We start from the raw sequence: 17,983 nt of genomic DNA on the forward strand, positions 1-17,983 counted from the left end.
TGTTGGTTTTAGTGTTACTTATTTTCGTTTCTTTTTAACCAATTTTCTAATTGTGGGCGACGATATGTACCAAAGTAAGAACCCACTTAATACTGTAATTAACCCTAACAATGAAAACGCCCGCAGGATTATGGTATTAAAGTTGTCCCTGCCTTGATAGTCCATAGTGTGGTTCATCCACAAAAAATCGAACCAGCGCCAGTTTCTATGACGAACGGTCTGAAATGCACCATTTTCTATGGCGACATAAGCCTTCAAGTTTTGTGGGGTTTTATATGAAATCTCATAGGCTGGTAATGGACGACCACGGTATTCGTGATGTGCATCTACTTTCTCAATTCGTTTTATACCCCTTATTTCCAAATCGGGCAGCATATATCTATTGGCTACCTGTTTTGCTTCAGCTTTAGTAATACCATTTTTTTCATTTCCCGTTTTAGCACTAAATAAGTTAGCTTCGTTAATCCAATAGTACGGCTCATTGGCTATTTCCAATAATTTTAGTGTTTGGATTGGTTCTTCACTCGCTAATTGCTCAGTCCCCAATAGGTTGGAAAAAGCAGTTTGCCGTGGCTTTTCTTTTTTGAACTGGTCGCCGTGTATTTCATCAATGTCCGTCCAGCTAAAATACATTCCGCTGATAGTCCACATCAAGAACTGAATGCCGAGGAATATACCCAAGTATCGGTGCGCTTTTCGAATCCATTTTGCTGTCTTTCTGTTGACCATACTTTCTATAATTTAATTCACAAAATATTTGACAATTATTCCACCTACCAACCAGACGTAACAGATATAGGCAACATACTTTAAAATCTTTTCAAGCAATGGGCTTTTAGGTGCCATCCCGCTCATCGTACTTTCAACACCCTTATTTTTAAAGAACCCTAAATAGTTGTTTGTAAAACCCTGTGTTTTCAGATTTTTCTATTGTGTTCACTTTAGTCATTTTCAATTTATTTCCTTAACTAAATAATTGAAGCGCCAAAGCACCACCAACTATTAAGATTAGTATGGTATATATTATGTAATTGAACCATTTTCTAATTACAGACTTTTCAGTTGTATTTTGACACCCGTCTTTGCAACACTCTTTCATTGTTATATCATCCTTTTTTATATGCAAAATCCTTTAAATAATACTTGAAAATGAGAGGCAACCTTTATTAACCAATAAACCAACCAAAATGTTTACCCCTCACAATCAAGTACTCTTCACTAAACTTCTCTTCATCATAAATTTTTAATTGTCTGACATAGGAAGAGAGATGTTATTATTTTAAGGGTTTAATCCCTCTCCCTTGTGCAGGCTGCTATTAACCAAATCAACTTTTCTTTTTCAAAATTCGTTGTGCCTGACTAGGGAAGGAACTAACACTAACCATCAACATTGTTTTCCTTCCCAGGACAGGACTTAAAAACTATTCAGATATCTTTATCATTTTACAACCTTCTGTTAACTAATAAACCAGAACATTGAAAATATTTTTTAAACAAAGGATTATCTATTGAATAGTCTTTTGAACTTTTCCGCATTTAAGCATTCTACTGCCGTAATATGGATTTTTCACTTCTTTACTTGTACTCAACCACGCACTACCCTTATCATACATTGGGCAAAACTGTTGGTACAGCTTATTCTTTGTACCCGTAATAGCTACCATATCGGCAATATCCTTACTCAACACTTTAAAATGCTCTCTTTGATGAGCTATTTCACTTTTTGAAATATGTTCTGCGTGCTCAATGGCATCTTGAATAATGTCAGCCAATTCTTTTTGCTCTTTAGCTGTATAGTTAGACTCGTCGAACGCTTTCAGTGAAGCCACCAATTTAGTGCTTGCCTCAACTGCTTTTTCTGAATCATCTGCCACCAAAGCATCTTTTAAGCTGAAATAATCACTTAAAATTGCCTCTGCTTTTGTATCACCTTTCATATCCATCATTTTATTGTGATTATGGTCGTGATTCATTTTTTCCTTTTCCTGTGCATTGGTAAAAGAAACTGTTAACAGTAACATTACTATTACACTGATTTTTAAATTTTTCATCTTATCTTTTTTTTTAATTATAAACTGTCTTTTAAATTTTCCATATACTTCACAACCTTCTGGGTTTCTTCTTCAGAAAAAGTGGCCTCCTTGTGAATTAAAGTATAGGAAGCCATAGGCATTTCACCGCTTTCAATCTGTTTAATGATGGACCTTAGCTTACTAGCTTTTCTTCGACTGGAAAGGGAATCCCATTCATTGAAGTTCAACTCTGCTTTTCCTTCTTTGATATGCCCTTCTAAAAACCAAGCTACAGGTTGCACCTTGTTATACCAAGGATACTGTGTATTATTACTGTGGCAATCATAACAAGAGACTTGCAGTTTGTTCTGAATATCACTTGGGACATCATTTACCAACATAAAGTCCGTTTTAGGAACACTATCGCTTTGATTGCGCTCCACGGGAAAAAACTGTATTCCGAGGAACGCAACTAATAAGACTATTGCTATGATTTTTACAATTTTCATTTAGTTAATTTCTCGCTGTACCTTTCCGCATTTCAACATCTTGCTTCCATAATATGGATTGCGTACTTCTTCCTTAGTACTCAACCAAGCTGTACCACCATCGTACATCGGGCAAAACTGCTCGTATAGCCTCACTTCTGTTCCTGTAATCGCCACCATATCTGTTATATCCTTGCTCAATACTTTAAAATGCTCTCTCTGGTGCGCTATATCACTTTCTGAAATATGTTCTGCGTGTTCAGTGGCGTCTTCAATTATATCATTCAGTTCACTTTGCTCATTACCTGAATATTTAGAAGTGTCAAAAGCTTTAAGTGATTTAGCCAATACACCTCCTAAATTTTTCGCTTTTGCGTTGTCATCGGCTACCAAAGCGTCTTTAAGACTGAAATAATCATTTAATACGGCCTGTGAGGTACCGTTGCCATTCATCGTCATTTCCTTTTTATCACCATCGTGATGACCATCGCTATTATCGTGATTCATTTTTGAATGGTCTCCATCTGCATTCATCTCTGAATGATGCTCTGTTGAATTATTCTTGTCTGTTTTAGCGTCTTTACAAGACACTGCTGTTAAGGTTACAAATGCTATTGCAACTATCCCTAATACTAATTTTAATTTGCTCATTTTGTTTTTGATTTAATTATTATTGATATATGTTAATCTTTATTTAAAATCTTGCTAAAAGACCGCCACCCCAACCATATCGGTTGTTATAGTTTCCTTGAATTGAAAAATTTCTAGAGAGGATGTATGAAAGACCTACCAACCATTGTGTTTCGCTTTCAAAAGAGCTATCTCCTAAATCATTGACCCATCCAAAGTCTGCTCTATATTCATATTCGCCTTCCAGAAATATTCTTGGAAAAATCAATAGTTCTCTGTCCAAGCGTATTCTTGGGCGTAGCTGGTTATCCATACTCACATCTACATTGAATCTATAAGGTGTAAAGTATTTTACACCAATAAGACCAACTGTATTGAACTCATCGAAGGAATTTGGTATTTCGGTTTCGGTATTAACACCTACATAGAGACGCACCCAATCATTGAGATACCTGTTGTAATTTACTTCAGCTTCAAGATTTTTGTCATAATCGAATTCTGCTCGTAATCCAAATTCGTTACGGATATTGCTAGAGGTTAAAAAGAGTTCATTAAAGTTTGAGCCTGCACGCAACAATCCCCAAGAATAGTAATGGTCGGTTTCATCGATGAGTTTTTGAACGGGAAAATCTTCCATCCTTTTATCTCTTGGGGTATCATAACTAAACACCCTTGCCATACCTCCCATCATGTGATATAGTACGTGACAATGAAAGAACCAATCTCCATACTCTTCGTTGTAGAACTCTATGACCACTTTCTGCATTGGCGGTACATTGACGGTATGCTTTAATGGTGAACGTTCACCATTTTCGTTAACGACCCTAAAATAATGACCGTGCAAATGCATTGGGTGGTGCATCATCGTTAGATTGTTGAGTGTTATTCGGGTTACTTCGCCACTTTTGATTTTTATTTTATCGGTTTCTGAAAGTGGTACGCCATTCATACTCCAAACATAGCGTTGCATATTTCCGGTCAAGTTCAACAGAATATCGTTTACGGGTAAGTTGGCCTTGAATGTGGTATTTTCGGTTGCCTTTAAAAAGTCGTAGTTGAAATAGGTTTTACGTGTGCTGTAATTGAAAGACACGGTGTCCTTTTGCATCATAGACATATCGTGACCCATATGGTCGTTTGCCTTCATATCCATTTGATTACCCATTTTGCCATCGTTCATATTCATTTTTCCGTCCTTCATATCCATTTTCATCCCATAATTCTCCTTCAGGTATTCAGGTGTTTTTTTCTTTTTGTTACCTACCATTGAAGGCGCTCCCATTTTCATATCCATTTTGGCCATTTGCTTCATCATTTCCACTTTATCAGGCCTGCCAATTCTTTCGGCTGGGTATAGGATGCCTTCGCCCAAACGCAACGAGGTGCTTCCAGAACCGTCCTGAGCGGTGGCGGTAACTTCTAAAGTACCTTCGGGAATGGTAACGATAACATCATAGGTTTCGGCAATACCGAAGAGGAAACGGCTTTTTGCTACAGGTTCCACATCAATACCGTCGCCCGCAACGACCATCGGGTTGCCACCGCCAAAGTCCAACCAATAATAAGTGGAAGCGGATGCATTGATAAAGCGAAGTCGAACCTTTTCCCCTGGTTTGAATTCTGGATATTCCGCTAACGACTTTCCATTGGTTAGAAAGGCGGGATAGTAGATATCTGCAATGTCAGCACCTTCCATACGGTCTCTCCAAAATTTAAGCTGGGCACCAAGAGCACCTTCTGAAATGACCCTGCTAAGTGGAACCGCTGTACCTTTTTTAACTTGATACCACTCGTTACCTCTTTTGAGGTTTCGCAAAACATTCATTGGTTTTTCATCGGTCCAATCGGATAACACCACGACCAAATCTTTATCGTATTCCAAGGTTTTTTCTTGTGGATGAATAATAATAGACCCATAAACACCCTTTTGCTCTTGTAACATTGTATGGGAATGATACCAATACGTACCCGATTGGTTGATGGGTATTCGGTATTGGAAAGTTGTTCCGGGTTTAATAGGTGGCGTGGTTAAATAGGGTACACCATCGTAAAAATTGGGAAGTATCAAACCGTGCCAATGCACTGAGGTTTCTTCATCCATTTTATTGGTTACGTTGATTATGGCAAGGTCTCCTTCGTCAAATTCTAGAACAGGTCCTGGAATACTACCATTGATGGTCATTGCTTTTGCGCTTACACCCCCAAGCGTCATTTATTTTCTTCTATAGTAAGGTTATATTCCCTTATAGTGCGTCCTTCTTCCTTCCTATCCGAACCGTTTGTGCCTACTTGGGCAAAAGTGAATGAGGTAAATAGTAATAATGTGATTATGTTTATTGTTCTCATTTTTTATTGTGTTAAATAATTAATCAAAGCATATTGTATATAATAGCCTTTAATAGATTCTATAAGGTTTATTTGAAATTTTAATTGCAACTCTTGAACATCCAGTACATCGTTAAAATCAATAGTGCCTGTTTCATAATTCTTTATCAAGATTTCTTCAGCATCATTTGCTTGTTTTAGATTGTCCGATTGAATATTGAATTTTATTCTCGCATTTTCTCGGTTGTACTTTGCATCTGCTAATAGGGTTTCCAGTTTATTTAATCTATCTTCTTTTTGGGACTGTATCTGTAACTGCTTTAACTGATTCTGTTTTGTTACTGATTTGTATTTGTTGTTAAAAATTGGAATTGAGATAGACACCATTGGCATTATGATGTCCTTTCCGTTGTCGGTAAAATTCATATCAGGACGCTCAGAAACTGGTACATAATCTAGCCCAAAACCTATATTGGGCGAGCTCTGTTTTTGATTCAACAACTCTGATTGCTCAACGGACTCATAAAGCTTATCATATTTAATGAGTTCAGGATTTAACTGAAGATTTTCCGTCAAGATTAATGCGTCCTCATCTGGAATAAACATATCCTCAACCACGGTTACGGCAATAGTCCCATCACGATTTAATAGATTATTGAAGGTGGCTTGTTCAGCAAGGTAATCCTGCTCTAAAACTTCTTTTTGTTGTACAAGTTCATTTTGCCTAATTTGAAGACGAAGTACATCAACAGCTGATGCCTTATCAACTTCTACCGATGTTAATGCTAAACGTTCATAGGTTTCTAAAAGGTCGATATTTTTCTCAAGAACCAATTGTTTTGCTCTAATAGCATATAGTTTATAATAGGATTGAGAAACTGAAAGTGCCAATTTGCGCTTCATAATGACAATATCTACATATTGAGTTTCCGCTATTGAGCTTGCGTAATTTTCCCTTGCCGAAATAGTTCCAAACCAAGGTAACATTTGCTTGACAGAGAAACGTGCGCGTTGCGCTCCTGTACGGGTTTCGGGTTCACTTATAAAATAGCCAGCACTAATTTGTGTATCTGGCAAGGTATTAGCTTCATTAACTTTTTCTTCTGCTATGTTGTAGCGTAATTCAAAAGCTTGAATCTCGGGATTGTTATCTTGAGCTTCCTGAATGTAAGAGGCTAATTGTTGTGCATTAATCTTCGCGAAAGCGAAAAAGACAATTCCCAATAGAATTATATTTCTCATTTTGTAGCTTTTTTTAATTGAAGTTCGTGTTTCAAACTAAATAATACCGGTACAACAAATAAGGTTATTAGTGCAATTAACATACCTCCGAAACTTGGAATAGCCATTGGTATCATTATATCACTTCCTCTACCTGTTGAAGTGAGTACTGGTAACAAGGCAAGAATGGTTGTTGCCGTCGTCATCAAACAAGGACGGATACGCTTTTCTCCAGCCTCAATTACTGACGCTCTTATTCCTTTTCTGTCTTTAGGCTTGTTTTTATCAAAGGTCTGTGTGAGGTAGGTTGCCATTACCACTCCGTCGTCTGTAGCAATACCAAACAATGCAATAAACCCAACCCAAACGGCAACACTCAAGTTTATAGTGTGCATTTGGAACAGGTCTCGTAGGTTTTCACCAAAGAAGCTAAAGTTCAAAAACCAATCCTGTCCATAAAACCAAATCATTAGAAAGCCTCCTGCAAAAGCCACGGCAATACCTGTAAAAACCATAAGGGATGTTGCAACAGAACGGAACTGGAAATAAAGAATGAGAAATATAATTAGCAATGCGAGTGGCACAACTACACCAAGTGTTTTTTCGGCCCTTAATTGGTTCTCATAGGTTCCTGTAAATTGATAGTTAATTCCTTTTGGCACAACAAGCTGTCCATTATCAATCTTCTCTTGTATGAGTGCTTGGGCGTTTTCTACCACATCTACCTCGGCATAACCATCCAACTTATCAAAGAGCACGTAACCTACTAAAAAAGTATCCTCACTTTTTATGATTTGTGGTCCTTGCTCATAACGAATGGTAACCAATTCACTTATGGGTACTGGGTTGCCCTTTTCTACCGGAACATAAATATCTTTTAAATCATTTGGATTTGCACGTAGCTCTCTTGGATAACGTACGCGTATTCCATATCGCTCCCTGCCTTCAACAGTTTGTGTAAGCACCATACCACCTATAGACACTTGTATCACTTGCTGTACCTGCTGTATGGAAATACCATAACGAGCAAGCTTGTCTCTATCGATATCCAATAAAAGGTAAGGTTTACCAACTATTCGGTCTGCAAAAACGGCTTCATCCTTAACACCGTCGGCTTGTTTTAATATATCCTCCAATTGCACTCCAAAGGCTTCTATCTCATTTAAATCTTGCCCTTTCACTTTGATACCCATTGGTGCTCGCATACCCGTTTGAAGCATTACCAATCGGGTTTCAATAGGTTGTAATTTAGGTGCTGAAGTAACTCCGGGAAGTTTAGTTACCTTTACAATCTCTTTCCAAATATCATCGGGCGATTCAATTTCTGGTCGCCAGTTTCTATAATACTCACCATCGTCGTCTGGTATAAGTTGTCTATCAGTAATGTTAAAAGGGTCTTTTAATAAGGTGGCATCATACTTGCCTTCGTCTACTTCCAATTCAACATTTGGATTTGTAACCAAGCTACCATCCTTTAACATAAAGAGACCATCTTCATTAACTTTAAATCGTTGTCTTTCTCTTTTATCATTTAAAATGTATTCAGACTTGTACTGAATTACATTTTCATACATTGACAACGGTGCTGGGTCTAAAGCCGATTCTGTGCGTCCTGATTTACCAACCACCGTTTCAATCTCTGGGATGCTAGCAACGGCCATATCCAATTGTTGTAAAACACGCTTGTTCTCCTCAACCCCAGCGTGAGGCATAGAAGTTGGCATTAAGAGGAAAGAACCTTCATTAAGTGATGGCATAAATTCCTTACCCGTATTCCGCATTATCATAACACCGAAGATGACAATAGCAGTGGGTATGGCTAGAAACAAGAGTTTATTGCGTAACGCCCAATTTAATATGCGCACATAATAGCTCCTAAATAGCGTAAATATACCCAACAGGCCAAAGCATATCAGGCCTACAAATATTAAGTTCCAGAAAATGCTTCTATCTACACCCAATGGTCTCCAATATTCCGCCAACAAGAATACAATGGCAAAGGCTGAAATAAATATGTTGATGATATTAGCTCTATCTGCCGATATTTTTTCTTTAATAGACAGTAAACCAACGATACCATATGCAACCAGTATAAGCCCAAGGGTATGTCCAAAAATTACTGCTAACAGACCAATTATTACTAAAGCAATATTGAGAATGTATCTAAAAGAAATTTTTACATTACGCTTTCTGAAAAAATAGGCTGCAAAAGGTGGTATAAGAAATAATGCCACTATAAGAGATGCTGTGAGTGCCGCTGTTTTTGTGAAGGCCAAAGGTCTAAATAACTTACCTTCAGCTCCTATCATAGTGAATACAGGAATAAAACTTATTATTGTGGTCATAACAGCAGTTAGAATAGCGCCAGAGACCTCGGCTGTGGCATTATATACAACTGTATTCATTGGTAGGTTCTGGTCATTTTCATCTATATGACGCAGTACATTTTCAGATAGAATAACTCCCACATCTACCATTGTACCAATGGCGATGGCAATACCAGATAAGGCGACAATATTGGCATCTACATTAAACAACTTCATTGATATAAAAACCATCAATACCGCCACAGGTAATAGTCCTGAAATCAATACAGAAGCTCTGAGGTTGAATACCATAATGATAATTACGAAAATGGTTATCAAAATTTCTAGAGTCAATGCTTCATCAAGTGTTCCTAATGTTTCCTGTATGAGTTCGGTTCTATCATAAAAAGGAACAATGGTCAACTGCGATGTCCTTCCATCGCTCAGAGTTTTAGAAGGTAAGCCTGAACTTAGTTCATTTATTTTCTCCTTAACATTATTAATAACCGCCATAGGGTTAGCGCCGTAGCGGGCTACTACAACACCACCTACAACTTCAGCACCTTCTTTATCTAAAAGCCCTCTTCTTGTTGCAGGTCCGTGAGAGACATTGGCAATATCCTTTAAGCGTATAGAGGTAAAATCTTCTGAAGTAACTACTGCATTCTCTAGGTCTGAAATAGACTTAACATATCCTAAACCCCGGATTAGATATTCAGCTTGGTTGATTTCAAGCGTTTGTGCACCAACATCTTTGTTGCTTTGTTTTACTGCTTTTACAACCTCACTCAAGCCTATGTTGTATTGCCGCATTAATTCGGGATTAACATCCACTTGATATTCCAAAACATATCCGCCGATGGAAGCCACTTCTGAAACGCCACTCGCAGATGACAACGCATATTTCACGTAGAAGTCTTGAATGCTTCTTAATTCTTGTAAATCCCATCCACCTGTAACATTACCATCTTTATCACGTCCCTCAAGGGTGTACCAATATATTTGCCCTAATCCTGTGGCATCGGGACCTAAAGCTGGATTAACGCCTTCTGGTAGAAGTCCGGCTGGTAATGAGTTTAATTTTTCAAGTATTCGGCTTCTGCTCCAATAAAATTCAATATCTTCTTCGAAAATGATATAAATGCTCGAAAACCCGAACATAGATGAACTACGTATTGTTTTAACCCCTGGAATACCAAGAAGCGATGTGGTTAGAGGATAAGTAATTTGATCCTCAATATCTTGAGGGGAACGACCATCCCATTTAGTAAATACAATTTGTTGGTTTTCGCCAATATCTGGTATGGCATCTACGGCAACAGGGTCTCGAGGAAGTGAGCCTGTATTCCATTCAAACGGGGCGTTTACGACTCCCCAAGCAATAAAAAGTGCAAGTAGTAGAACGGCTACTAGTTTGTTTTCTATAAGAAATTTTATGCATTTATTTAGCATCTTTATTGATAATTAAACAGTTATACATTGAATAACTTTCTGATAATATCAGAAAATTAAACACAACAAAGTAAGCCCAAGATGGAAGTAACCATAGAGCAAATCTTTCCGATAATTATCGGAAACTGTTTAAAATCAAATTAAATAAGTTTCGTGTAGTTTTTGTACGTTCCTTACAAGATAAGGAGGTGTATAATCTCTAAATGGAACAATGTGTGAATCAAGAGTCTCAAAGAGATTGATATAAGAATGTACAAAAGAGACAACAAAGACTTGTTGCTCAAAATTTAAGGTGTTAAAAGACATCTTCAGGTCGTCCTGACCTTCAACAACTAATTGCTTATCTGAACAGCAGGAATCATCCTGAACTTCACTTTGACAATCATTTCTGGATAGTTGTTTATCCATTCCGCAAGTTTCAACGTGCCCAAATAAAGAAGAATCCACTAAAGTATCGCCACAGTAATGACTATCAATAGTAAAAGAAACTGTTGACAACAGCACGATAAGTGCCAAACAAACGGATGATATTTTATGAAAAACTTTTTTCATTAATGTTGCAAATTTATAAAAAATTTATCTCAATTTGTTTATTTAACAATTTTTTTTTGATTTATCAATGTTTATTTTGCACGAAACCGCTTAAATATTATTTGCAAATAAAATTCTTTTGCAGCTTCCTTTATATGATATAAATCATAGTTCTGTTGAACTTTTAGAATTATATTTGTACTGATTAATTTTGTTGTTTTTTTGTAAAAAACTGATAATAAAATAATTGAACAGTTGAATTTTATTTTCCAAAATCCTTTAATGTTAATCAAAATTTATTAATTTTATAGTGTGAAATCTTTTTTCACTAAAATACTGTCCTTCTTTTTAGCAGTTTTTATACTGTTTTCCACCACATCCTTTACGGTAAATATGCACTTTTGCTGTAATAAAATGGTGGATTTGGCTTTTTTTAGTAAAGCAGAATCTTGTATGGAGACTGCACAGAAAAAAGATAATAATTCCAAGCAATGTACTACAATACAAGAGAAAGACTGTTGCGATAATAAGACCATCTTGAAAGAAGGAGATGACACCTTCAAGAAGGCCAATACAATTTCAGAGATTGAAACTTTAGTTTTCTTAAACAACTTCGTCTATTCTTATATCAACCTTTTTGAAGGTTTAGAGAAAAACACAGTTTCTTTTAAGGCTTATAGGCCACCTTTGCTATCCACAGACCTTGTAATCCTCAACGAGTCCTTTTTAATTTGATTTTCTACTTCGCAGGTTAAAATTAATCTGCATTGCCTCTATAGCCAATATTTCACTTCTGGCTAACATTTGTTGTACCCTATTCTCAACAACGCTACACAATATTAATCCTGTTAGGCTAAACCTATCAGACCATTGAGCTAAACTCATTGACAATACATTATATACTATGAACAAACCAAAAGAATTTTGGATTAAGAATATGGTCTGTAGCCGCTGCTTAAAAGTTATTAAGCAAGAACTACAAGAATTGGGAGTTACTGTGCTTTCATTAGAATTAGGAAGATTATTGGTAGAAGCACCAAAAAAAACCAGCAATGAAATTGTCGAAGCTGTTACAACTGTGCTTCACGCTAATGATTTTGAAATTGTACAAAAAGAAGAAGAAATGCTCACAGAAAGAATCAAGATTATTCTAATAGAACAATTGCAAGAGCTACCGCTACATATTAAGGTAAAAACATCTGAATTATTGTCATCAGGTCTTCATCGTGATTACAAAACATTGAGCAGATTGTTTTCTGCCCAGGAACAAACCACTATTGAAAAATACTTTATCAAATTAAAGATTGAAAAAGTTAAAGAGCTCATTCAGCTTAAACAACATTCCTTTTCAGATATAGGGTACCTATTGGACTACAGCAGTGTCAACCATTTGTCTAGACAGTTTAAGGACGTTATAGGAGTAAGTATGACCGATTATAAAAATGCAGAAGACTGGAAACGAAATTTTTACGATGAAATTATATAGATCATAGCGAAAGTTATGTACAACAAGATAGTACAAAACCAATAATTTTATAGTATTAATTCAAAACAAACACCTATGAAAGCACTTACAATTATTTTATCGATGATTGGGCTTGTAAGTTTGAACAGTTGCACACAAGAAACAAACCCTCAAGCAGTACTGGAAAACCCAGAAACCCGCACAGAAGTCTTCAATGATATTGCCCAGAATGACGATTATATGACGGAGTTTATGGAAAATATGCACAACAACCCACAAGCAATGCAAATGATGCAGGGCAACAAGAACATGATGGACGCTATGATGCAGGGCGAAGGAATGCAAATGATGATGGAAGACGGTATGATGATGAAAAACATGATGGGCAATAAGCCTATGATGCACGAAATGATGAGCGGAATGATGAAAAGCTCGGAAACAATGAACTCAATGATGCAAATGATGTATGAAAACGGGATGATGAGTGAAGACTGCATGAAATCCTGCAAAAAAATGATGGCCGAAAAAGGAATGGATATGAAGGGAATGGATAAGATGGACAATATGGATACACCGGCCAAAGAGGACCATACCGAGCATCACTGATTGTTAACCTCTAAATGTAAAACCAATGAAAAAAAATCACTGGATATGGATGGTCATCGGCTGTGGGCTACCACTGTTGTTCATCTTTTTAGCACCAACTCTGGGTATAGGAAGCGGAACATCGCTCTTTATTTTCATCATTTTAATGTTTGGCTGTCACCTATTTATGCCTCACGGTTCACACGGGCACGGTGGTCATAAACACAATAGTCAAAATGAATCAACAGAGAAGCCAATAGAAAAGCATAAAGGGCATCAACATCATTAAAATCGAAACACAATGACACAAAAATATCAAATAAACGGAATTAGTTGTGGTGGATGTGTGTCAAGAGTCAAGAAGACCTTGGAAGAACATCCCAACATCGAAAAAGTAGAGATTTTTCTGGCACCAAAAGGAGCTACACTTATCACAATGAAAGAAGCTCTTTCGGTAGATGAGTTACAAAATCAGCTCAATGCCCTTAGTGGATATACAATAACTGAAATGGAACAATAACAATTTAAATCTAAAAATTATGCACTACTACGATGGAAGTTTTGGAGGAATGCACCTAATATGGTGGGTTATATGGGTCGTTTTACTTGCTTGGATATTTTTCATTCCAGCAGATATCCCATATCAAAAAGCAAAAAAAGACAGTCCACTGGATATTCTTAAAAACCGCTTTGCAAAAGGCGAAATATCCAAGGAAGAATTTGAGGAATCAAAAAAGATATTAAAATCAGACAACTAACTCAAAACTTTAAAATTATGTATCGATTAAACGTAAAAAAACTCGGATTTGCTTTCGGTCTTACGGCGGCACTAATTTACTTAGGCTGTATGATAGTTATGTCAACAGCAGGTCGAGAAGCCACTATCGATTTTTTCAACAGCCTATTGCACGGTTTAGATACCACAAGCATTATCAGGATGGATGTGCCACTATGGGAAGCTGGTTTGGGAATAGTACAGATATTCATTTTAGGATGGCTAATAGGTGCCTGTATTGCGGCTTTTTATAATGCGCAAATAAAAGTCAAAAAATAAGAGAGTAAAATAAAATTTATGCAATATGTCTGGTTCATATGGTCTCTTATAATTCTTGCTCTTTGGGCAATAATCTATTTGTCAAAAAAGGGGTATAGAAAAGAAATGCTCAAAATGAGCCTTATTACGATGCCCTTTGGTTTAACAGAACCATTATTTGTACCAGAATATTGGATGCCACCTTCCTTATTCCATTTAGCGGAAAGAACAGGTTTTGATATTGAGAGCCTTATCTTCTCTTTTGCCATTGGCGGAATAGGGACGGTATTGTATAATCTGATATTCAAAAAAGGCTATATAGATATGCCTCATACCGAACGGAGCCACCAAAGACATAAGCTACATATTTATATACTTTTTGTTCCAGCCATTGTATTCGTCATATTTAGTCTTTTCACCACGCTTAACCACATCTATTGTGGCATCATTGCAATGTTTTTTGGTGGTTTGGCAACATTGTACTGTCGCCCAGATTTAAAAGGAAAGATATGGGTTGGAGGAATCTTGTTTACCATACTGTACTTCATTTATTTCGGAAGCATCCTTCCGTTTTATCCGCAATATGTGGAGCTGTACTGGAATCTGGACAACCTGACCCATATTCTTGTTCTAGGAATTCCAATTGAAGAATTATTATTCGCTTTCACCTTTGGTATGTATTGGTCTGGATTATATGAACACTTGTATTGGAGAAAACTTATAAAATCAAAAGAAATATCAACCAACTAATACATTCAAACTATGAAAATACTATTGGCCATAGATGGTTCAGATTTCAGTAAAGTAGCCATTCACGAACTTATAAAAATGACCCTATCCTCAAATAGTGAAATTCATATTATAAATGTTTATGAAGTTCCGAAAACAACCGGCCTGGGATTGCATACTATGGGCGGCAGGATAGGAAATTACATAGAAGAAATTAGAAGTAACGCTCAAAAATTGGGAAACAAAATCGTTTCAGAAGCTTTCGATAAAATCAAGGCCGAAAACAAGGCACTTACCATAACCACAAGTGTTGTTAGTGGCCTGCCCAAAAGTACTATTTATGAAAAAGCAGAAGATTGGGGTGCAGATTTAATCGTAGTAGGCTCTCAGGGTCACGGTGCACTTTCACGCTTAGTATTGGGCTCTGTATCCCAATATTTGACCACAAATGCCAAATGTTCAGTACTCATTGCAAGAGATAGAAATAAAAAATGAAAGAAAAGCAAACACATAGCATTCCGTTGGAATCCACCTGTAAGATAACAGATGAAATCTGTCTTCCAGATACTAAATTACCTCGTGTGGTTATCGTTGGTGGAGGATTTGCAGGTTTGGCATTGGTTGAGAAACTGAAACACAAAGAAGTTCAAGTGGTTTTACTCGATAAAAATAACTTCCATCAGTTTCAGCCTTTATTATATCAAGTGGCAACGAGTGCCCTGGAGCCTGACAGTATTGTATTTCCATTCAGAAAACAAATCAATGGCTATAAAAATGTTTTCTTTCGTTTGGCTGAAGTTGAGGAAATTCAACCTGATTCAAATACTATATTGACCAATAAGGGAAGTGTTTCTTATGACTATTTAGTGTTGGCTACTGGCACGACCACCAATTTCTTTGGGATGGATTCTGTGGCCGAAAATAGTTTGAGGATGAAGGATATTCGCGATTCCCTCAACATCCGTCATATGATGTTGCAAAATTTGGAACAGGCAGCTATTACTTGTGATGATAAAGAACGCGACGCGCTGACAAATTTTGTAATAGTAGGTGGTGGTCCAGCAGGCGTAGAAATGGCAGGAGCTTTGGCAGAGTTTTGCAAATACATCCTTCCCAAAGATTACCCAGAGTACCCTTCTTCCATTATGAATATTTATCTAATAGAAGCCATTGATGAGTTGTTAGGCACAATGTCAGACAAGGCATCATCGAAAACCCTCAAATATTTAGAGGATTTGAATGTAAAGGTATTATTAAATGAAGCTGTAAGCAATTATGACGGCAACGAAGTCACTACCAAAAGTGGTAAGACCATTTTGGCTAAAAATCTTATCTGGACGGCTGGCGTAAAAGGACAATTCCCAAATGGTATTGATGAAAAACACATAGTCAGGGGCAACCGGATTAAAACCGATGCTAATTTAAAAGTAGAAGGCTACGAAAACATTTTTGCCATAGGTGATATCGCAGCACTCATTTCCAAAGAAACCCCAAAAGGACATCCACAAGTAGCACAGACCGCTATTCAACAAGGTAAATACCTGGGCGATTCGATATTAAATATCATAAATAACAAATCCATAAAACCTTTCAAATATAAAGATAAAGGTTCCTTAGCCACTGTAGGAAAACGCAAGGCAGTTGCCGATTTGGGCAAATTTAAATTTGCAGGCTATTTCGCCTGGTTGCTGTGGTCCGTTGTTCACTTGATGTCCATAAGTGGATTTAGAAATAGATTGATGGTTGGTTTTAATTGGGCGGTAAGTTATTTCACTTATGAAAAGAGCAACCGCCTGATTATTAGAAACTTTAAACCGAAATCTTCGATTAAAAACAGGGAAAAATAATTTTGAAATGAAAAACACCACAGATAAAAATAGTAAGCTTTCCTTATTAGGTTCCATATCTCTTGGTACAGGCGTAATGATTGGTGCTGGCATATTTGTCCTTATGGGGCAAATAGCAGAGTTGGTGGGTGATCTATTTCCCATTGCATTTATTGCAGGTGCTGTTGTGGTGGGTTTTAGCTCATATTCCTATGTCAAGTTTTCAAATGCTTTTCCATCGTCTGGAGGTGTGGTTAAATTCCTTAACAAATCCTATGGACCTGGAACAACAACAGGGTTTTATTCTTTGCTGATGTACGTATCAATGGTAGTTTCCGAAAGTCTGGTGGCGGGCACTTTTGGAGCATATACGTTGAGACTATTTCCCGAGTCCTATGCAGGTTATGCCTCTACCCTGGGTGTTGGGCTAATTGTTGTTGCTTATATAGTGAACATCCTGGGCAATAAGGTTATTGGTGCCACCGCGACATTTACCGCTATTATAAAGGTAGTGGGAATAGCAATTTTAGCTATTGCCGGCCTTGCAATTTCAGGTTTTGCCGATATTACGGGAAACTATATTCCCAAAAATACTGAGACATTACCACAAGGCTTCGGATTTGTGGCCGCTTTGGCGTTATCTATCCTTGCTTATAAAGGCTTTACCACTATCACGAACCAAGGGGCCGATATTAAAAACCCGCATAAAAATCTTGGTAGGTCTATCGTGTTTTCCATACTTATCTGCACACTGATATATGTAGCCTTGGCATTAGCTGTTGCGGGAGGTTTAAGCATTCCTGAAATAATCGAAGCTAAAGATTATGCCCTTGCAGCCGCCGCAAAACCTGTTTTTGGGGAATGGGGTTCCTGGATTACCATTGGCATTGCCATTATTGCCACGGTTTCTGGGGTCATTGCCAGTATCTTTTCCTCTTCACGCTTGTTGGCAATGCTCAGCAATATGAAACAGGTGCCTTCTTTAACCAAACTTGGTAGCTTAAAAAATCCAGCACTAATATTCACGTCTTCCCTCGCCATTTTACTGACCGTGCTTTTCGATTTGACAAGGATAGCATCCATTGGGGCTATTTTTTACCTTATTATGGATATCGCTATCCATTGGGGGCTGTTCCGTCACCTTAAAAACAAAGTGGTTTTTCAGCCTATCATCCCATTAATAGCCATCGTATTGGACATTGCGGTATTGGCAGCTTTTCTTTATATAAAATATCTGAACGATCCTTTGGTGCTTATCGTAGCAGCGATTGGGATTGTTCTATTACTTGTTGCAGAACGCCTTTTTATGATTTCACACACAGACGATGAAGGTAATATGCCAATGGGAATGGAAACTACGAACAATAAAACATAATTAAT

Annotated in this window: 18 protein-coding genes and 1 pseudogene; 11 read left to right on the forward strand and 8 right to left on the reverse strand. The window is 37.2% G+C overall.

The genetic code is table 11. The features are described 5' to 3' along the window. Positions 1 to 18: 18 nt before the first annotated feature. The 8 genes and pseudogenes from ZPR_RS16005 to ZPR_RS16040 all read right to left on the reverse strand — a co-directional run bounded on the left by ZPR_RS16005 (position 19) and on the right by ZPR_RS16040 (position 10,986). Positions 19 to 729: a PepSY domain-containing protein gene (locus ZPR_RS16005; RefSeq protein ID WP_008616453.1), complete on the reverse strand. Its 711-nt coding sequence runs from the start codon at positions 727 to 729 to the stop codon at positions 19 to 21. Between the two features lie 776 nt (positions 730 to 1,505). Further along, complete coding sequence (locus ZPR_RS16010) at positions 1,506 to 2,051, reverse strand: DUF3347 domain-containing protein (RefSeq protein WP_041579012.1); 546 nt, start codon at positions 2,049 to 2,051, stop codon at positions 1,506 to 1,508. A gap of 17 nt (positions 2,052 to 2,068) precedes the next feature. Next, positions 2,069 to 2,521, reverse strand: coding sequence for a heme-binding domain-containing protein (locus tag ZPR_RS16015; RefSeq protein WP_041579013.1), 453 nt, complete (start codon positions 2,519 to 2,521; stop codon positions 2,069 to 2,071). Beyond that, positions 2,522 to 3,151, reverse strand: coding sequence for a DUF3347 domain-containing protein (locus ZPR_RS16020; RefSeq protein ID WP_013072790.1), 630 nt, complete (start codon positions 3,149 to 3,151; stop codon positions 2,522 to 2,524). 43 nt (positions 3,152 to 3,194) lie between these two features. Next, positions 3,195 to 5,476: pseudogene (locus ZPR_RS16025) on the reverse strand (multicopper oxidase domain-containing protein). Between the two features lie 3 nt (positions 5,477 to 5,479). Further along, complete coding sequence (locus tag ZPR_RS16030) at positions 5,480 to 6,697, reverse strand: TolC family protein (RefSeq protein WP_013072792.1); 1,218 nt, start codon at positions 6,695 to 6,697, stop codon at positions 5,480 to 5,482. Then, the gene (locus ZPR_RS16035) at positions 6,694 to 10,434 is read right to left on the reverse strand and encodes an efflux RND transporter permease subunit (protein WP_013072793.1); all 3,741 of its coding nucleotides are present in this window, start codon (positions 10,432 to 10,434) and stop codon (positions 6,694 to 6,696) included. The genes ZPR_RS16030 and ZPR_RS16035 overlap by 4 nt, the downstream gene beginning before the upstream one ends. A gap of 135 nt (positions 10,435 to 10,569) precedes the next feature. Further along, positions 10,570 to 10,986, reverse strand: a complete 417-nt coding sequence (locus ZPR_RS16040) for an HYC_CC_PP family protein (protein ID WP_013072794.1) — start codon at positions 10,984 to 10,986, stop codon at positions 10,570 to 10,572. Positions 10,987 to 11,277: 291 nt separating this feature from the next. Here ZPR_RS16040 and ZPR_RS16045 point away from each other — a divergent pair, with 291 nt between their 5' ends. The 11 genes from ZPR_RS16045 (at position 11,278) to ZPR_RS16095 (ending at position 17,978) form a co-directional block, all read left to right on the forward strand. After that, complete coding sequence (locus ZPR_RS16045; RefSeq protein WP_040459986.1) at positions 11,278 to 11,700, forward strand: HYC_CC_PP family protein; 423 nt, start codon at positions 11,278 to 11,280, stop codon at positions 11,698 to 11,700. A 169-nt stretch (positions 11,701 to 11,869) separates the two neighbouring features. Continuing rightward, on the forward strand, positions 11,870 to 12,451 hold the full coding sequence (locus tag ZPR_RS16050; RefSeq protein ID WP_013072797.1) for a helix-turn-helix domain-containing protein: 582 nt from the start codon (positions 11,870 to 11,872) through the stop codon (positions 12,449 to 12,451). A 75-nt stretch (positions 12,452 to 12,526) separates the two neighbouring features. Continuing rightward, positions 12,527 to 13,036, forward strand: a complete 510-nt coding sequence (locus ZPR_RS16055; protein WP_013072798.1) for a hypothetical protein — start codon at positions 12,527 to 12,529, stop codon at positions 13,034 to 13,036. Between the two features lie 25 nt (positions 13,037 to 13,061). Continuing rightward, positions 13,062 to 13,304 carry a hypothetical protein gene (locus ZPR_RS16060; RefSeq protein ID WP_041579014.1) on the forward strand — a complete coding sequence of 81 codons (243 nt, stop codon included), beginning with the start codon at positions 13,062 to 13,064 and terminating at the stop codon, positions 13,302 to 13,304. 12 nt (positions 13,305 to 13,316) lie between these two features. Further along, positions 13,317 to 13,535, forward strand: coding sequence for a heavy-metal-associated domain-containing protein (locus ZPR_RS16065; RefSeq protein WP_013072800.1), 219 nt, complete (start codon positions 13,317 to 13,319; stop codon positions 13,533 to 13,535). 19 nt (positions 13,536 to 13,554) lie between these two features. Beyond that, positions 13,555 to 13,773 (forward strand): SHOCT domain-containing protein, encoded by a 219-nt coding sequence (locus ZPR_RS16070; protein ID WP_013072801.1) that lies wholly within the window; start codon positions 13,555 to 13,557, stop codon positions 13,771 to 13,773. A 17-nt stretch (positions 13,774 to 13,790) separates the two neighbouring features. Beyond that, the gene (locus ZPR_RS16075; RefSeq protein ID WP_041579015.1) at positions 13,791 to 14,069 is read left to right on the forward strand and encodes a DUF5676 family membrane protein; all 279 of its coding nucleotides are present in this window, start codon (positions 13,791 to 13,793) and stop codon (positions 14,067 to 14,069) included. Positions 14,070 to 14,198: 129 nt separating this feature from the next. Continuing rightward, positions 14,199 to 14,798 carry a lycopene cyclase domain-containing protein gene (locus ZPR_RS16080; protein ID WP_233421314.1) on the forward strand — a complete coding sequence of 200 codons (600 nt, stop codon included), beginning with the start codon at positions 14,199 to 14,201 and terminating at the stop codon, positions 14,796 to 14,798. A gap of 12 nt (positions 14,799 to 14,810) precedes the next feature. After that, positions 14,811 to 15,272 (forward strand): universal stress protein, encoded by a 462-nt coding sequence (locus tag ZPR_RS16085; protein WP_008616424.1) that lies wholly within the window; start codon positions 14,811 to 14,813, stop codon positions 15,270 to 15,272. After that, positions 15,269 to 16,624 (forward strand): NAD(P)/FAD-dependent oxidoreductase, encoded by a 1,356-nt coding sequence (locus ZPR_RS16090; RefSeq protein ID WP_013072804.1) that lies wholly within the window; start codon positions 15,269 to 15,271, stop codon positions 16,622 to 16,624. The genes ZPR_RS16085 and ZPR_RS16090 overlap by 4 nt, the downstream gene beginning before the upstream one ends. 7 nt (positions 16,625 to 16,631) lie before the next feature. After that, positions 16,632 to 17,978, forward strand: coding sequence for an APC family permease (locus tag ZPR_RS16095; RefSeq protein WP_013072805.1), 1,347 nt, complete (start codon positions 16,632 to 16,634; stop codon positions 17,976 to 17,978). Positions 17,979 to 17,983 lie beyond the last annotated feature (5 nt).

The organism is Zunongwangia profunda SM-A87 (assembly GCF_000023465.1).
Lineage (GTDB): Bacteria > Bacteroidota > Bacteroidia > Flavobacteriales > Flavobacteriaceae > Zunongwangia > Zunongwangia profunda.

Excerpts from the sequence above, each read along its gene's own strand:
- ZPR_RS16005 (WP_008616453.1), bottom strand. The coding sequence starts at position 729 with ATGGTCAACAGAAAGACAGCAAAATGGATTCGAAAAGCGCACCGATAC.
- ZPR_RS16010 (WP_041579012.1), bottom strand. The coding sequence starts at position 2,051 with ATGAAAAATTTAAAAATCAGTGTAATAGTAATGTTACTGTTAACAGTT.
- ZPR_RS16015 (WP_041579013.1), bottom strand. The coding sequence starts at position 2,521 with ATGAAAATTGTAAAAATCATAGCAATAGTCTTATTAGTTGCGTTCCTC.
- ZPR_RS16020 (WP_013072790.1), bottom strand. The coding sequence starts at position 3,151 with ATGAGCAAATTAAAATTAGTATTAGGGATAGTTGCAATAGCATTTGTA.
- ZPR_RS16030 (WP_013072792.1), bottom strand. The coding sequence starts at position 6,697 with ATGAGAAATATAATTCTATTGGGAATTGTCTTTTTCGCTTTCGCGAAG.
- ZPR_RS16035 (WP_013072793.1), bottom strand. The coding sequence starts at position 10,434 with ATGCTAAATAAATGCATAAAATTTCTTATAGAAAACAAACTAGTAGCC.
- ZPR_RS16040 (WP_013072794.1), bottom strand. The coding sequence starts at position 10,986 with ATGAAAAAAGTTTTTCATAAAATATCATCCGTTTGTTTGGCACTTATC.
- ZPR_RS16050 (WP_013072797.1), top strand. The coding sequence starts at position 11,870 with ATGAACAAACCAAAAGAATTTTGGATTAAGAATATGGTCTGTAGCCGC.
- ZPR_RS16055 (WP_013072798.1), top strand. The coding sequence starts at position 12,527 with ATGAAAGCACTTACAATTATTTTATCGATGATTGGGCTTGTAAGTTTG.
- ZPR_RS16060 (WP_041579014.1), top strand. The coding sequence starts at position 13,062 with ATGAAAAAAAATCACTGGATATGGATGGTCATCGGCTGTGGGCTACCA.
- ZPR_RS16065 (WP_013072800.1), top strand. The coding sequence starts at position 13,317 with ATGACACAAAAATATCAAATAAACGGAATTAGTTGTGGTGGATGTGTG.
- ZPR_RS16070 (WP_013072801.1), top strand. The coding sequence starts at position 13,555 with ATGCACTACTACGATGGAAGTTTTGGAGGAATGCACCTAATATGGTGG.
- ZPR_RS16075 (WP_041579015.1), top strand. The coding sequence starts at position 13,791 with ATGTATCGATTAAACGTAAAAAAACTCGGATTTGCTTTCGGTCTTACG.
- ZPR_RS16080 (WP_233421314.1), top strand. The coding sequence starts at position 14,199 with ATGCCCTTTGGTTTAACAGAACCATTATTTGTACCAGAATATTGGATG.
- ZPR_RS16085 (WP_008616424.1), top strand. The coding sequence starts at position 14,811 with ATGAAAATACTATTGGCCATAGATGGTTCAGATTTCAGTAAAGTAGCC.
- ZPR_RS16090 (WP_013072804.1), top strand. The coding sequence starts at position 15,269 with ATGAAAGAAAAGCAAACACATAGCATTCCGTTGGAATCCACCTGTAAG.
- ZPR_RS16095 (WP_013072805.1), top strand. The coding sequence starts at position 16,632 with ATGAAAAACACCACAGATAAAAATAGTAAGCTTTCCTTATTAGGTTCC.